Source organism: Ideonella sp. FW305-24 (genome assembly GCF_058788035.1).
Genome location: NZ_JBYTAI010000001.1, coordinates 244,832 through 259,173 on the forward strand (window position 1 = coordinate 244,832; position 14,342 = coordinate 259,173).

General features: G+C 67.5%; 13 protein-coding genes. 9 read left to right on the forward strand and 4 right to left on the reverse strand.

Features of this window, described 5'->3' with window-relative positions; translation table 11 throughout:
• Nucleotides 1-43: 43 nt before the first annotated feature.
• A complete protein-coding gene (locus AC3WR5_RS01085; protein ID WP_492481204.1) occupies nucleotides 44-1,033 on the reverse strand; it encodes a universal stress protein in 990 nt (329 codons plus the stop codon).
• A 245-nt stretch (nucleotides 1,034-1,278) separates the two neighbouring features.
• Here AC3WR5_RS01085 and AC3WR5_RS01090 point away from each other — a divergent pair, with 245 nt between their 5' ends.
• The 4 genes from AC3WR5_RS01090 (at nucleotide 1,279) to AC3WR5_RS01105 (ending at nucleotide 4,462) form a co-directional block, all read left to right on the forward strand.
• Nucleotides 1,279-1,938 carry a BON domain-containing protein gene (locus tag AC3WR5_RS01090; RefSeq protein WP_141285556.1) on the forward strand — a complete coding sequence of 220 codons (660 nt, stop codon included), beginning with the start codon at nucleotides 1,279-1,281 and terminating at the stop codon, nucleotides 1,936-1,938.
• A gap of 80 nt (nucleotides 1,939-2,018) precedes the next feature.
• Nucleotides 2,019-2,441 (forward strand): Hsp20/alpha crystallin family protein, encoded by a 423-nt coding sequence (locus AC3WR5_RS01095; protein WP_141285554.1) that lies wholly within the window; start codon nucleotides 2,019-2,021, stop codon nucleotides 2,439-2,441.
• Nucleotides 2,442-2,477: 36 nt separating this feature from the next.
• On the forward strand, nucleotides 2,478-3,770 hold the full coding sequence (locus AC3WR5_RS01100; RefSeq protein WP_141285552.1) for a PAS domain-containing sensor histidine kinase: 1,293 nt from the start codon (nucleotides 2,478-2,480) through the stop codon (nucleotides 3,768-3,770).
• Nucleotides 3,767-4,462 carry a response regulator transcription factor gene (locus AC3WR5_RS01105; RefSeq protein ID WP_141285550.1) on the forward strand — a complete coding sequence of 232 codons (696 nt, stop codon included), beginning with the start codon at nucleotides 3,767-3,769 and terminating at the stop codon, nucleotides 4,460-4,462. Before AC3WR5_RS01100 ends, AC3WR5_RS01105 begins: the two co-directional genes overlap by 4 nt.
• 64 nt (nucleotides 4,463-4,526) lie before the next feature.
• Here the strand turns inward: AC3WR5_RS01105 and AC3WR5_RS01110 are convergent, their stop codons facing one another.
• Nucleotides 4,527-6,110 carry a bifunctional aminoglycoside phosphotransferase/ATP-binding protein gene (locus AC3WR5_RS01110; protein ID WP_141285548.1) on the reverse strand — a complete coding sequence of 528 codons (1,584 nt, stop codon included), beginning with the start codon at nucleotides 6,108-6,110 and terminating at the stop codon, nucleotides 4,527-4,529.
• 209 nt (nucleotides 6,111-6,319) lie between these two features.
• Here AC3WR5_RS01110 and AC3WR5_RS01115 point away from each other — a divergent pair, with 209 nt between their 5' ends.
• The gene (locus tag AC3WR5_RS01115) at nucleotides 6,320-8,209 is read left to right on the forward strand and encodes an AMP-dependent synthetase/ligase (RefSeq protein ID WP_492481208.1); all 1,890 of its coding nucleotides are present in this window, start codon (nucleotides 6,320-6,322) and stop codon (nucleotides 8,207-8,209) included.
• Between the two features lie 15 nt (nucleotides 8,210-8,224).
• On the opposite strand, the gene AC3WR5_RS01120 is transcribed toward AC3WR5_RS01115, so the two are convergent.
• Nucleotides 8,225-8,737, reverse strand: a complete 513-nt coding sequence (locus tag AC3WR5_RS01120; RefSeq protein ID WP_492481210.1) for a hypothetical protein — start codon at nucleotides 8,735-8,737, stop codon at nucleotides 8,225-8,227.
• A gap of 153 nt (nucleotides 8,738-8,890) precedes the next feature.
• Here AC3WR5_RS01120 and AC3WR5_RS01125 point away from each other — a divergent pair, with 153 nt between their 5' ends.
• The gene (locus AC3WR5_RS01125) at nucleotides 8,891-9,274 is read left to right on the forward strand and encodes a hypothetical protein (protein WP_492481212.1); all 384 of its coding nucleotides are present in this window, start codon (nucleotides 8,891-8,893) and stop codon (nucleotides 9,272-9,274) included.
• Complete coding sequence (locus AC3WR5_RS01130; RefSeq protein ID WP_492481214.1) at nucleotides 9,229-9,795, forward strand: phenylacetate--CoA ligase family protein; 567 nt, start codon at nucleotides 9,229-9,231, stop codon at nucleotides 9,793-9,795. The genes AC3WR5_RS01125 and AC3WR5_RS01130 overlap by 46 nt, the downstream gene beginning before the upstream one ends.
• Before the next feature lie 31 nt (nucleotides 9,796-9,826).
• On the opposite strand, the gene AC3WR5_RS01135 is transcribed toward AC3WR5_RS01130, so the two are convergent.
• Complete coding sequence (locus AC3WR5_RS01135) at nucleotides 9,827-12,499, reverse strand: bifunctional acetate--CoA ligase family protein/GNAT family N-acetyltransferase (RefSeq protein ID WP_492481216.1); 2,673 nt, start codon at nucleotides 12,497-12,499, stop codon at nucleotides 9,827-9,829.
• A gap of 207 nt (nucleotides 12,500-12,706) precedes the next feature.
• Between AC3WR5_RS01135 and AC3WR5_RS01140 the strand changes: the two genes are divergently transcribed.
• Both AC3WR5_RS01140 and AC3WR5_RS01145 read left to right on the forward strand, forming a co-directional pair.
• On the forward strand, nucleotides 12,707-13,303 hold the full coding sequence (locus tag AC3WR5_RS01140) for a hypothetical protein (protein WP_141291035.1): 597 nt from the start codon (nucleotides 12,707-12,709) through the stop codon (nucleotides 13,301-13,303).
• An 8-nt stretch (nucleotides 13,304-13,311) separates the two neighbouring features.
• Nucleotides 13,312-14,298: a zinc-dependent alcohol dehydrogenase family protein gene (locus tag AC3WR5_RS01145; protein ID WP_492481218.1), complete on the forward strand. Its 987-nt coding sequence runs from the start codon at nucleotides 13,312-13,314 to the stop codon at nucleotides 14,296-14,298.
• Nucleotides 14,299-14,342: the final 44 nt, after the last annotated feature.

Genomic DNA, 14,342 nt, shown 5'->3' on the forward strand with positions numbered 1-14,342 from the left:
GCCGCCCGCGACCGCGGGCCGGCCGCCTGCCCGGTGATGCCGATCAGTTCGGCCCAGGCGATGCGGCGGGGGTTTCCTCTTTGAGTCCCTGCACTGGCGTGCGCTGCAGTGATCGACCCTGCGCCGCTTGATCGGGCCGCACCAGCAGGACGGGCACCGGTGAATGGCGCAGGATCTGCTCGGCGTCGCTGCCCAGCAGCAAGCGGTCAAAGCCGCGGCGGCCGTGCGAGCCGAGGACGACGACATCCGCCAGCCAGTTCGTGGCGTCCTCGGCCACGACGGTCCACACCCGTCGTCCGAAGTCGTCCACCAGCAGCGTTTCCACGCTCAAGCCTGCCTCGCGAACGCGCTTGGCAGCCTGATCGAGAATCCAACGGCCCCCTTCGCGCAGGCGACCCACCCAGTCCAGCGTCAAGGCAGGCTCGAAGGCATCGACCATGGACAACTCGTCCACGACGTGGATCAGCCGCAGGCGGCCGTGATTCATGAGCCCCAGCTGGATGGCCTGTTGCAGGCCGCGGTCCGAGGTTTCGCTGCCATCGATCGGCACCAGGATGCTGCGGTACGGCACCCGCGCATTGACGGCGATGGCCGAGGCCGTCTCCGTGACCGAGCGGACCAGCAGCACCGGCACCGGGCTTGCCCGGATCACGGCCTCGGCATCGCTGCCAAGGAGCGCCCGAAGCGCGCCCCGCCGGCCATGGGATCCGATCACGATCAGGTCGCAGGCCAGTTCTCTTGCCTGTTGCAGGATGGCGTCCGAAGCGCGTCCATGTCGCGACTCGCACAGCCTTGTCTCCACCTGCCGGTCCTTGGCCTCGCACACGGCACGTGCCTGCGCCAGGATCGCCTCGCCGGATGCGAGAGTCTTGTGGTGAAGCGGCGCAAGGTCCGGGGCCGAAAGATCATCGAGCAGTGGCGCGTCATCCACGACGTGCAGCAGGCACAGCACTGAATCATGGGCTGTTGCCAGCGCCAGTGCTTCCTGCAGCCCGGCCTGGGCCGGCTCACCGCCATCGACGGGCACGAGCATCCGTTGAAACATGGCGACCTCTCTTCGTTGACATGCACAGGCCTGAATGTTCGGCGCGCCCGTGGCCGCCCGGGTTGATCAGACGCAACCGGTTGGCTGGGCCGGAGCAAGGGCAGCCGTGGCAAATCGCTGAGCAGGCTCAATCGGCGACTGCCGAGCCGATCCCACCATGGTCACAGGACAGGCGGTCGCGTCGACAACGCACAGGCCGCCGGCATCCTGCCTCGCACTGTGAAAGGACCATCATGAAAACCGATGCACAACTCAAGGCCGACATCACCACTGAATTGCAGTGGGATCCGGTGATCAACGCCGCCCACGTGGGCGTGGCGGCCAAGGACGGCGTGGTCACGCTGACCGGCCACCTCGAGACCTTTGCCGAGAAGCACGCCATTGAACGCGCGGTGCAGCGCGTGGCTGGCGTCAAGGCGGTGGCCGTCGAGCTCGACGTCAAGCTGGCGCCCGGCCACAAGCGCAGCGACTCCGAGATCGCAGAGGCGGTCGAGTCGGCGTTCAAGTGGAACGTCATGATCCCCGCTGATCGCATCCGCGTGAAGGTGGAAAAGGGCTGGGTCTCGCTGACGGGCGAAGTCGACTGGCAATACCAGCGCAGCGCCGCCGAGCGGGCTGTGCGTGCGCTGATCGGCGTGGTTGGCGTCAGCGACGGCGTCACGATCAAGCCCAGCGTGGCGCCCAGCAACATCACCAACCGCATTCGCGACGCGCTGGCGCGGCATGCCGAACGTGAAGCAAAGAACATCGAGGTCATGGTGAGCGGCGCCAAGGTCACGCTTCGCGGCCGGGTCGACTCATGGGCCGAACGCGCCGCCGCGCAAGGGGCGGCTTGGGCCGCGCCCGGCATCAGCTTGGTTGTCAACGAGCTGACGGTTGGGACACACAGCTGACCTGCCCAGATTCCCAGCAACCGCAACCCCAGGACGCGCCAACATCACCGCGCCGCAGGTTGCCTCTCAGGAGCATCAAAATGAACGACCTACGCATCAACGATCTCTTCGACCTCGACCCCATGGAATCGGCGCTTCGCATGATGCGGCCCTGGCGCTTCGAGGCCGCGGACCAGCTGCCGCAGATACGCCTGGATGTCAGCGAATCCGAAGGCAGCTATCTCGTCAAGGCCGACATTCCGGGCGTGCGCAAGCAGGACATCGACGTTCGCATCGATGGCAACCAGGTCACCATCAGCGCCGAGGTCAAGCAGGACAAGGAGGAGAAGTCCGGCAGCCGCGTCTTGCGCAGCGAGCGGCTTTACGGGTTCGCCAGCCGCACCTTCGCGCTATCGGACGCCGTGGACGACACCCGCTCCGAAGCCAGCTTCGAGAACGGCGTGCTCAAGCTGACCTTGCCCAAGCGCGCACCCATGTCTCAAAAGCGCCTGGCCATTGCCTGAGCAAGCTGCGGGCGTCCCAAGGGATGGGTCGCCCGCTTGATCTTGCGCAAAAGCCGCGCAGAGAAAGTCTGCATCATCAAATGGATGCAAGCTGAACGCCACACCCCGAAGGACCCGAGCAGTGGTACCGCTGTCAGTCAGCGCTCGCCAGAAGGGTCCGACTGGCTGGCATCAGCACCACCAACCGCGACGTCGCCGTTCGTGCGCGACCCGAGCCAGGAAGCGGCGCGCCGGGCCGAACCGCACAGCGTGGAGCAGCGCCTTCGCACGCTGGTGGAACTCGCGCCGATCGCCATCTGGGTCGCCGAAGGTGACCAGGTGACCTTTGCCAATCGCGCCGCAGGCAAGCTGATGGGCACCGCCTCAGGCGCCGATCTGGTCGGGCAGTCGATCTACACCCTGGTGAAAGCCGAAAGCCATGCCCAGCTTCGCGAACAGCTGATGCACGCGCTGCAGCATGAAGGCGAATTCGGCAGGCTGCAAGCGCGCCTGTCCCACCAGGGGAGGGAACGTGAAGTCGAGATCGCACTGACTGCACTGCCCGACCACGAACGCACCACCGTCCAGATGGTGATTTCCGACGTCTCCCAACGCAACCGCGAACTGCGAGAGTCTGAAGGCTCCAGGCAGTTGTCCAGGCGGCTGTCCGCCAACGTGGTGGAAGCCCGCGAAGAGGAGCGGCGCCGGATCGCGCGGGAGCTGCACGACGAGCTCGGGCAGAGCCTCAGCGCCTTGAAGATGGACATTGCGGACTGCGCGCGTTCGGGCGAGTTGCAGGAAGCCAATGGCCATGTGGCCATGCTGCTGGCACGTCTGGACCAGATCGTTCAGTCCGTCCGCCGGATTGCCGCTGACCTGCGGCCACTGATGCTCGACGACCTGGGACTGGGCGATGCCATCGAATGGCTCGCCAACGATTTCTCGAAGCGGCTGGGCATCCCCGTGCATCTGCAGGTGGACGCCATCGAACCGCCGCCATCGGACAAGGTGTCGATTGCCATCTATCGCATGGTGCAAGAGGCGCTGGTGAACGTGGCCCGCCATTCGCAGGCGAGCAAGGTCCAGGTCGCGCTCCATGTCGAAGCGGGCGAGCTTGTGCTGAGCGTGCGTGACGATGGCGTGGGTCTGCCCGATCCGCCTTCCCAGCGCGAAAGCCAGTTCGGCCTGCTGGGCATCCAGGAACGCGCGGACGCGCTAGGCGGACAGCTCGAACTCAACAATGCCGGCAATGGCGGCGCCTGCGTGGTCGTGCGCATGCCGCTCGCCGGAGAAGCGGCCAATCGCAGGACGCCGGGCCAAGCACGCGGCCCCGGCGGCGCCAGGCCATGATTGCCGAGCCGCGCTCGCCGCTGAGCATCCTGATCGTCGACGATCACGCCATCGTGCGCGAGGGACTCAAGCGCATTCTCGAAAGCACCCACACGGCCTGGGGCGTCGCCGAGGCCGATAGCGGCTTCGAAGCATTGGAACTGCTGCGTACCGGTGCGTTCGACATCGCCATCATGGACCTCTCGATGCCTGGCATGAACGGACTGGAACTGCTGCGTCGCGTGCGGGCCGAATTTCCGCGTCTGCGCGTGCTGATGCTCAGCATGCATGCCGAGGAGCAATACGCCATGCGGGCCTTCAAGGCTGGCGCCAACGGCTACGTCACCAAGGACAGCGCCACACGTGAACTTGCGGCAGCGGTCCGCAAGGTGGCTGAAGGCGGCACCTACGTCACCGCCAGCCTCGCCGAGCGGGTCATCACCCAGCTCAACGGCGCGCGCGAACCCCTGCGCCACGAGTGCCTGTCCGACCGGGAGATCGAAGTATTGCGCCGGCTGGTCGCCGGCCATCGCCCGACCGACATTGCCAACGCGTTGCACCTCTCGGTCAAGACCGTCAGCACCCACAAGAGCCGCATCCTTGATCGGCTTCAACTGCCCAACCTGGCCGCGCTGATCCGCTACGGCGTGGCAAACGGGCTCGGCATGGAAGACGCGCTGCCGGAGCCGCTGGCCCATCCACCGGCGAGCTGACGGCCGGCCGCTGGGCGAGCACCATTCACGCACGTCCCCGGGGCGCCTGACGGCGCCCGGCTGATCACTTCCCGACGGCGATTCCGCCACCGGCCAACCATGCCAGCAGCGGCGCCCAATCCGCCTGGGGACAGCTGGCCTCGACCTTCGACGCGCACCGGCACCGAAAGACCTGCGCCAGTTCATCCGCTTGCAGCGGCTCGGCCGCGAGAAGCTGCGCGGCGAGCACATTGCCATCCGCATCGGACGGATCCGCGCCGCGCAGCGTGCGCTCGCGCAAACGTTGGCGCAGCACTTCGATCTCAACCTCGAAGTCCAGCACGATGCAGCGCACGGCCTGGAGGGCTGCGAACTGACGTGCCGCATCGCGCCGGGCACGCTGCAAGAAGGTGGCGTCCAGGATGGCGTGGCGACCGCTTCTCAGCACAGGCGCGGCGAGTGCCAGCAGCCGCGCATAGGTGGCGGCGGTCATCTCCGGGGCATACAGCCCGGGGGAGGCAGGCGCACCGGCGTGATCGAGCGGCTGAAGACCTGCCAGGCGCTTGCGCTCCACATCGGCACGGATGCGAATGGCGCCGATGGCGCCCAGCAGGTCCAGCGTGAGGGAGGACTTGCCGCTGCCGGAGAAACCATGCGTCAACATCAGCACGGCGCGCGTGTCGCCTCGTCGGCTGAAGGCAAGGGCGAGATCGATGTAGCGGCCAACGGTTGACGGTCCGCCGGCGGTAGCGCCGCCGCTCGCGGCAGCCGACTGTTGCGCGCGCAGCATACCCACCTTGGCACGCACCAGTGCGCGATGGACCAGGTAGTAGTCAAGCAACTCGACGCCGCCGTAGTCGCCGCCAGCCTCCAGGTAGCCGCTGACCAGGCGATGCGCCAGTTTCGGCAGGCCATGCGCGTGAAGGTCCATCGCCATGAAGGCGAGTTCGCTCATGACATCGATCCAGCGGAAGCTGTCGTTGAACTCGATGCAGTCGAAGACGAGGGTGCGGCCGTCCACCGTCGCCACATTGCCCAGGTGCAGGTCACCGTGGCATTCGCGCACCCTGCCCTGCGCCAGGCGCTGCGCCATCAGCGGTTCAAGCCGCTCGAATGTGGCAGCCTCCCAATCCCGCAGGCGCTGCAGGCGGGCGCGGCCATCGGTCGACGCATCCCATTGCGCCAGTTCGGCCAGGTTGTCGAGCATCGCCGCGCGCAACCCGGCGGGGCTGCCCAGCGCTCCGTGCGCCCCGGCAGCCGCGGCATGGAACGGCACCAGCAGTTGCACCAGCGCATCGATGTGTTGCGGACCCAATTCAGCCCGAGCCGCCAGGGCGTCCCACAGGCCGTCCTGAGCGAAGGACCGCATCTTCACAGCCACGTCGAACGCAACGCCCTGCCCTGCGATTTCCGGTGCCACCGGCGTGCCGCAGATCGGCACCACGGCAAGGTACAGATCTGGCGCCAGGCGCCGGTTCAGGCGCAGTTCCTCCTCGCATGCCCACCGCCTCTGCGCGAGAGTGGACTGGTCCAGGAAGGCATTTTTCAGCGCCTTCTTGAACTTGAACGCATGCTCGCCGCAGACCAGCACATGGGAGATGTGTGTCTCGAACTGCGCAACCGTGCAGCCCGTCTCGGCTGCGAGCCGGCGCCGCAGTGCGGCCACCATGGCGGCTTGCTGCGTCAGGCCCAATTCATCGCTCAAGGCGCCCCTCCCTTTCACAGCGACAGACTACGCCCTGACCTTGATTGCGCGCAAGATGACCGTCGGCCAGTCGGTGTGTACTGATCGGCCGGATCTCAAGGGTCATGCGCCCATGGATCACAAAACGGCAATGCACGAGATCCAGGTTGGGCAGCTGAGGCAATGTGAATGCAATGGACGACATGACAGGTGGCGCGGCGGCCCGCGCCGTGGGGGCCACGTTCGAAACTGCGCACAAAGCCGCGCGCAGTGACGCCGTGCCAGCGCAGGTGCGAACCCTGCCTCAGCTTTTGGACTGGCGGGTTGGCAGCACGCCCGAGCTGGAAGCCTACCGGGAGTTCAACGCAGGCACCGGGCAGTGGGCGAGCTTCTCCTGGCGCGAAGCGGCACTGCGCATTGCCAGCTGGCGCGCCGCACTGGCCAGAACCGGGCTGGAACGCGGAAGCCGCGTCGCGATCCTGCTGCCCAACGGACTGGCGGCCGTCTGCATCGACCAGGCGGCGCTGGCACTGGCCTGCGTGCCGGTGCCGCTGCATGCGCTGGACAACCCGGAGAGCATCGCCTACATCCTCGCGGACAGCGATGCGGCGCTGCTGGTCGTCGCATCGCTGGGCCAATGGCAAGCCATCGCTGCCTTGCAGCGAGCGCTGCCGATGCTGCGCAATGTGGTGGTGCTCGAAGAGATGGACAGCGCCGTGGACGCGCCAGCCGGCGGCCCACGCATCTGTTCGGTGACCGCCTGGCTGGCCGCCCGCGCGGAGACTGCGCCACCTCTCCCGCCACTGGCGCCAGAGGAGGACGAACTGGCGGCCCTGGTCTACACCTCGGGCACCACCGGAAAGCCCAAGGGCGTGATGCTGACGCATGCCAATGTGGTCTCGAATGTCAAGGCGGCGCTGGTGCGCGTCGCGCCCCGGACAGACGACGTTTTCCTTTCCTTCCTGCCGCTGTCCCACACCTTCGAACGCACCGCTGGCTACTACCTGCCGATCGCTGCCGGCTGCTGCGTGGCCTATGCCAGGTCCATTGCGCTGCTGGCGGACGATCTGCTCATCGTGAGCCCTACCATCCTGATCTCGGTGCCGCGAATCTACGAGCGGGTCTACGCCAAGCTGCGCCAAGCGCTGGCCGGCTCGGAATGGCGCTTGTGGCTGTTCATGTGGGCCATCGAGGTGGGCTGGCGGCGCTTTCGCCGCGAGCAAGCGCTGCCGGAGGAGCGCCACGGCTGGCCGCTGTGGGACTCGCTGGCGTGGCAACTGCTCGAGCCCCGCGTGGCGCGCCCGGTGCGCGCTGCGTTCGGCGGGCGGTTGCGGGTCGCAGTGAGTGGCGGCGCACCACTGCCGCCGGTGATCTCACGCTGCTTCCTGGGACTGGGGCTGCCAGTCCTGCAGGGCTATGGCATGACCGAGACCTCGCCGGTGGTTGCCGTCAACGCCCCCGACGACAACGACCCGGCAACCGTCGGCCGCGCGTTGCCGGGCGTGGAATTGCGCATCGCAGAGCGCAGCGAGCTGCTGGTGCGGGGCCCGAGCGTGATGCGGGGCTACTGGAAGCGCGAGACGGACACGCACAACGCATTCCTGGACGGCTGGCTTCGGACCGGCGACCAGGCGGTCATCGAACACGGGCGCCTGCGCATCCTCGGCCGGGTCAAGGAGATCATCGTCACCTCCACCGGCGAGAAGATCGCCCCTGTCGACCTCGAATTGGCGATCACGGCCGACCCCTTGTTCGAACAGGCCTGCGCCCTGGGTGATGAGCGGCCCTTCATTGCGTGCGTCGTGGTGCTGAACCGCGATGCCTGGGTGCGCCTGGCCGGCAGCCTGCGGCTGGACCCATCCGCTCCTGCCAGCCTGCGGGATGCGGGCGCACGCCGGGCCGCGCTCGAAAAAATCACCGCCCGTACCTCCGCCTTTCCGCGTTACGCACAGCCCCGCGCGGTGCTGTTGACGCTGGCGCCCTGGACGGTAGAGAACACCCTGCTGACGCCGACCCTCAAGGTCAAACGCCACAACCTGGTGGCCCGCTACAAAGCGGAAATCGACGCGATGTACACGCGCTGAGGCGCTGCCCCAAGCTCAATGTGGCATCGTGGCACCCGCCGCATCCGCCCAACGCTGGGTGGTCGCCAGCCATTGGTCCTGGAATCGCCCGAGCTGGGCCAGCGAGGAGGTGTCCAGGCCATTGGCCACGGGCGGTTCCGCCCGCTCCGAACGCAGTTGCTGCGCCAATGCAAAGGCATTGCTGTTCAGGCGGCGGGCGAGTTGCATTTCGCCTTCCATCCAGCCCGATACGCCTTCACCCATCTGCTGCATCAGCAGGGCCAGCTGCCCGTTGACCAGCTTGGCCGCAATCGCCATCAGTGCCGGCAGGTCACCCGCGTGTTCCGCATCGCGCAGCGCCGAGTCCAGCGCGACGGAAAAGGCGTCAATGGACTTTGCCTGCTGCTGCTGCAGTTGTGCTGCGCAGTCGACAAGATTCTGCGCGAGGGCCATCGAGCTGCCGAGGATCACGCGGGCTGCGCTGATGCCAGCGTGCGGCTCACCGCTGCTTGGTGCCTCTTCAGCGCCGGTCTTTCGGTTGGCGCTCATCGTTGCACTCCTTGCCATGTCGTTCTCCTTGGACGTCATCAGGAAAAGCCCATCCTCGCCCACTCGGCGAGGCGTGCGTTGATCCCCCTCAACGCCAGCAACATCGCCAGGGCCAACATCGCGAAAACAGGATCGGTTCACGCCGAGCACCCGATGACCGCCCCCCTCTTGCCGCCGTTCGATCCCTGGCTCTGGTTTCAGGCTTGCCAGCAGACGTGGCTGGCAACCCTGGACCCGCTGGGCGCTGGCCGCCAGATGCGCGATCAGCGGCTGCGCCACCTGCTGGCCTTCGCGACACGCGAGTCCCCGCTGTATGCCGCGCGTGCGCATGGCGCAAAGGCGCTCGCCGATGTCGATCCGATCAGCAAGCAGCTGCTGATGCAGCACTTCGACAACTGGGCCACCGACCGGCGCATCACGCTCGGCGGAGCTGAGGCGGCAGTCGCATCGGCAGACGGCTGTGCCGACCCCTGGCTGGCGCGCTGCATGGTGTGGACCAGCTCCGGCTCGCGTGCGCCCAAGGCCGTCTGCACCTGAACGACGACTGGGTGATCCTGGAGGGGATCGACGCCCAGGGGCGAGCGACGCCCGTCGGCGAGTTTTCGCACAGCACGCTGCTGACCAACCTGGCCAACCAGGTGCAGCCGCTGCTGCACTGCGAACTGACCGACCGCATCCGGTTTGTGCCCGAACCCCGTCCCTGCGGCTGCGCCTTCCCGGTGATCGAGGTGCAGGGCCGCTCCGACGATGTGCTGGTGCTGCCCGCCAGGCAAGGCGGCACCGTCACCCTGCTGCCGCTGGTGCTGGAAACGGTGATGGAGGAGGAGGCCGGCGTCACGCAGTTCCAGTTGCTGTACCACCAGGAGGGCGCGGTGGAATTGCGGCTGACCGCCGAAAACGGCGACAACGATCCCAGCAATTCATTCGACCGCTGCAGCCGTGTGCTGAAAGCCTTCCTCGCAAGCCAGGGCATCAGGCATCAGCGCATTGTTCACGGCGAACAGCCGCCCCTCAGGCAGCGTGGCAGCGGCAAGTTGCGCCGCGTCGTGATGCTGTGAGGCGCGACCTCTTCCGCCTCCCTTGTCGGCGTCAGTTCAGTTCGAGCGAAATGCGCCGAACGCCCGCATCAGGTGCTTCTACGGAAAACCCCAACTCCCGGGCCAGCTGCAACATGCGCTGGTTGTCGACCAGCACCGTGGCCACCAGGCGCTGGACACTGCGAGCGCGCAAGTAGCTGATCAGCTTGTGCATCAGCCGCCTGCCCAGTCCACTGCCCTGAAGGTCCGAACGCACGATGATGCCGAACTCGGCCTGCAGGTTGTCGGGGTCGCACACCGCGCGGACGACACCCAGCGTCTCGTCACCGCCAGCCGCGGCCGGGCCGGTCGCGATGAAGGCCATTTCCCGCCCATAGTCGATCTGCGTCAGGCGGGCGAGTTCGCTGTGCTCGATGCTGCGGCGGCTGTAGAAGACGCGCAGCCGCACGTCTTCCGGGTCCAGCCGCTCCAGGAACGCGCGATGCTGGGCCTCGTCTTCTGGCCGCACCGGCCGCAGGGTGAGTTGCCGGCCTTGCCATTCAAAGGTTTCGACCAGCTCGCTGGGGTAAGGCAGGATCGCGAAGTGCGCTGTGCCACCTGGCGCCGCCGCGCTGACCCGGACCCGCGCGTCCAGCGCCAGCACGCCCTGCGCGTCGGCCAGCAGCGGGTTGATGTCGATCTCGGCAATGCGAGGCTCTGCGGCCAGCAGGTCCGAGATGGCTTCCAGCGCCGCCACCACGGCGTCGAGCTTGGCGGCAGGCACGTCGCGCCAGCCCGCCAGCAGGCGAGCCACCCGGGTGCGGCCAATCAGCGCCAGGGCCAGCGGCCCGTTCAGCGGTGGCAGTGCAATGGCCCGGTCGGCCAACACTTCCACCGCGGAGCCCCCTTGCCCGAACAGGACGACGGGACCGAACACCGGGTCCACGCGGGTGCCCAGGACCAGCGCCAGCGCGTGCGGCCTCTGAACCATGGGCTGCACCGTGAAGCCCGTGACCCCGGCCATGGGCAACAGCTCGGCCACGCGGCGCAGCATGCCGCCGGCAGCTTCGCGCACCGCTTCATCGCTGGCCAGCCCGAGTGCAACGCCGCCCACGTCACGCTTGTGCGAGACCTGCGGCGAGAGCACTTTCAGCACCACCGGGTAGCCGATCAGGCGTGCCGCCTCCACCGCGGCATCGGCCTGGGGCGCCACGACCCTTGTTTCGACGACTGGCACGCCCGCGCCGGCCAGCAGTTGCCCGGCCTCCGGCTCGCTCAGCATCTCCCGCCCCTGGGACAGCACCGCGTCGATCAAGGCCCGTGACAGTGTCCAGTCATGCGCGGGGCGGGCAGCTTGCACTGCCGGTGTCTGAAGCAGTTCCTGCTGGTTGTAGCGGTAGGTTTGCAGCATTGAAAACGCCCGCACCGCTTCCTCGGGCTGGTCGTAACAGGGGATGCCGGCCGCGCGAAAGGTGTTCCGCGCGCCCTGCACCGCCGCGTCACCTAGCCAGCAGCCGAGCAGGCGGCCCGGGGCAAGCTTGCCGAGCGGCGCCAGCGCCGCGGCGATCTCGCCACTGGGCACGATCGCGGTCGGGGCATGCATCAGCAGCACGCTGCCGTTGGCAGGGTCGCCAAGCAAGGCCTTCAGCGCCAGAACATAGCGCGCCACAGGCGCATCGCCCATGATGTCGACCGGATTGCCGTGGCGCCAGTTGCCGGGCAATGCCACGTTCAGCGCCCGCAGCGTGGCTTCGCTCAACGGAGCCAGCGCGACGCCGGCCAGCGCAGCTGCGTCGGCCGCCAGCACGCCGGCGCCAGCGCCATTGCTCAGCAGCGTCAATTGCGCCGGCCAGGGTGCCGCCTGATCGATGGGCTGGCCGTGAAAATGGGCAAGTGTTTCAACGGCAGTGAAAAACTCCTCCAGGGTGTCGACACGCAGCATGCCGGCTCGCCGGATGGCCGCGTCGTACACCAGGTCCGAGCCAGCGAGCGCCCCAGTGTGCGACAACGCCGCCGCCTGGTCATGCGAACGGCCGGCCTTCACCACCAGCACCGGCTTGTTGCGCGCCGCGGCACGTGCTGCGGACATGAACTTGCGGGCCGAAGTGATGGATTCGACATACAGCAGGATCGCACGCGTCCTGGCGTCGCTGGCCAGCCAGTCGAGCAGGTCGCCAAGGTCCACGTCCACATGCTCGCCCAGCGAGATGCAATGCGAAAACCCGATGCCACGGCCATTCGCCCAGTCCAGCACCGCGGACATCAGGGACCCGGATTGCGAGACGAAGGCCAAGGCGCCGGGCTGGGCGCAGGTTTGCGCGAGGCTGGCATTCAGATGTGCATGCGGCGACAGCAGGCCCAGGCCATTCGGGCCGATGATGCGCAGCATGTGTCGACCGGCGGCCTCCAGCATGGCCCGGCGCATGGCTTCGTCCATTCCCGCGCTGAGCACGACAGCGGCACGCGTGCCGCGCGCACCCAGGTCCTCGATCAGCCTGGCCACCGTCGCGGCGGGCGTGCAGATCACCGCGAGTTCCGGGGCCTCAGGCAGGCTGGCCACATCCGCATAGGCTTCTTCGCCAGCGATCTGGCCGTGCTTGGGGTTGACCGCCCAGCGGGCGCCGCCGAATCCGCCCTGGCGCAGGTTGCGCCAGACCGTGGCGCCCACGCTGGCAGGCCGGTCACTGGCGCCAAACACGGCAACCGAGCGAGGCGCGAACATCGAGTCCAGGTGGCGAATGCTCATGGCAGGCTCGGCGTAAAAGAGAGGCAGACCATCATGCATGTGCCTTGGCCTGCGCGGTTGATGTGCCGCAATGGCCGGCGGAAGAAGCCAGGCGGCTTCGCATCAAGCGTCATTTGAGCGATCTCAACACCGCCTGGTGCGTCGCGCGCCATGCTGGGAGCCAGCCAAAGCCGTGTGGCTCCAGTTTGCAATGGAAAGGTCTTCTGAATGGACGGGACGGTCGGGATTCGCAGCGCCGCGCGGGCCATGCTGGCGTCCGCGCTGCCGCTTCTTCTGGCTGCCTGCGGCCACCTCCTGCCCAGCGAGACGCAGCGCACCGCCACTTCGTTCGAAAGTTACGAGGCGGCGGGTCAGGCGCTGCAAGCCGTGGTGCCGTTCAAGACCACGGTGAATGACTTGAAAGCACTCGGCTTCGACATCGCGGACAGTGCGAATGTGAACGTGATCCCGTATCCCGAGTTGGTGGCGCGGCTGGCCCCTCATCCGAACATCGCGCTCGATGAACTCGATCCCGGCATCCGCGCCTGCATCCAGGCACAGATGGCGTGCCGCGCCTACGAGTTCGAGATCGGTGTGCAGCAGCGCCAGCGCGTGGGCGATTTCTGGCGCGATTTCCTGAACTTCAGGCGCCTGACAGAAGTGAGCGGCTGGCATTTGCGTGCGCTGCTGGTCATTCGGAGCGGTGTGGTCCTGTTCTCCAACTTCGGCGGCGAGCCTCGCGTGGCTCGCTCGGAACTGCGGGTCAACCCGCTGGGGCCATTGCAACCGTCTGGCGAAGCAGCCGGTGCAATCCTGACCCGCTAGGGCCACACATGCAAGCCATGTTGCTCCACGGGCCTGGCCAGCCGCTGCGGCTGGTGCAAAGGGTCGATCCCGAACCGGGCCCTGGTGAGTTGCGCCTGCGGGTCGAGGCCTGCGCGGTCTGCCGAACAGACTTGCACATCGTCGACGGCGAGTTGCCGGTGCCGCATTGGCCTGTCGTTCCCGGCCACGAGATCGTCGGCATCGTCGAGCGCGTTGGCAGCGGGGTAGCGCAGTCGCTGCTTGAGCAACGCGTGGGCGTGCCCTGGCTGGGCCACGCTTGCGGCTGCTGTGCCTATTGCGCCCGCGGCAGCGAGAACCTTTGCGATGCACCGCTATTCACCGGCCACGGCCGCGATGGCGGCTTCGCCACCCATGTGCTCGCCGAGGCTGCGTTCTGCCTGCCCTTGAGCCTGCCGATGGCGCCAGCGCAAATGGCCCCCTTGCTGTGCGCTGGCCTGATCGGTTGGCGCACGTTGCGCAAGGCCGGTGACGATGCAGCTCGCATCGGCATCTATGGCTTCGGTGCCGCGGCGCATCTGGTCACGCAGGCCGCGCTGGCGCAGGGCAAGGAAGTGCTCGCATTCACGCGGCCGGGGGATGCCGCGACGCAGCGATTCGCGTTGTCGCTGGGCGCAAGCTGGGCTGGCCCGGCCGACCAGCCCCCGCCGGCGCCACTGGACGCGGCGCTGATCTTCGCGCCGGCAGGCGAGTTGGTGCCGCAGGCGCTGGCGGCCGTGCGCAAAGGCGGCCGGGTGGTCTGCGGCGGGATCCACATGAGCGACATCCCGTCATTCCGCTATCGGCTGCTTTGGGAGGAGCGCCAGCTGGTGTCGGTGGCCAACCTGACCCGCGCCGATGCCCATGAGTACCTTCGTTTTGCTACGGCGCATCCACCCCAGGTCCAAACCACCGTCTACCCTCTGGCGCAGGCCAACGAAGCTCTTGCCGATCTGCGCGCCGGCCGGCTGCAAGGCGCTGCCGTCCTGTTGCCCTGAGTCTTCGCTGGCCGCCACCGTGGGGGCCGCCGACGCAGCGTCCC

Excerpts from the sequence above, each read along its gene's own strand:
- AC3WR5_RS01085 (WP_492481204.1), bottom strand. The coding sequence starts at position 1,033 with ATGCTCGTGCCCGTCGATGGCGGTGAGCCGGCCCAGGCCGGGCTGCAG.
- AC3WR5_RS01090 (WP_141285556.1), top strand. The coding sequence starts at position 1,279 with ATGAAAACCGATGCACAACTCAAGGCCGACATCACCACTGAATTGCAG.
- AC3WR5_RS01095 (WP_141285554.1), top strand. The coding sequence starts at position 2,019 with ATGAACGACCTACGCATCAACGATCTCTTCGACCTCGACCCCATGGAA.
- AC3WR5_RS01105 (WP_141285550.1), top strand. The coding sequence starts at position 3,767 with ATGATTGCCGAGCCGCGCTCGCCGCTGAGCATCCTGATCGTCGACGAT.
- AC3WR5_RS01110 (WP_141285548.1), bottom strand. The coding sequence starts at position 6,110 with ATGGTGGCCGCACTGCGGCGCCGGCTCGCAGCCGAGACGGGCTGCACG.
- AC3WR5_RS01115 (WP_492481208.1), top strand. The coding sequence starts at position 6,320 with ATGGACGACATGACAGGTGGCGCGGCGGCCCGCGCCGTGGGGGCCACG.
- AC3WR5_RS01120 (WP_492481210.1), bottom strand. The coding sequence starts at position 8,737 with ATGAGCGCCAACCGAAAGACCGGCGCTGAAGAGGCACCAAGCAGCGGT.
- AC3WR5_RS01125 (WP_492481212.1), top strand. The coding sequence starts at position 8,891 with ATGACCGCCCCCCTCTTGCCGCCGTTCGATCCCTGGCTCTGGTTTCAG.
- AC3WR5_RS01135 (WP_492481216.1), bottom strand. The coding sequence starts at position 12,499 with ATGAGCATTCGCCACCTGGACTCGATGTTCGCGCCTCGCTCGGTTGCC.
- AC3WR5_RS01140 (WP_141291035.1), top strand. The coding sequence starts at position 12,707 with ATGGACGGGACGGTCGGGATTCGCAGCGCCGCGCGGGCCATGCTGGCG.
- AC3WR5_RS01145 (WP_492481218.1), top strand. The coding sequence starts at position 13,312 with ATGCAAGCCATGTTGCTCCACGGGCCTGGCCAGCCGCTGCGGCTGGTG.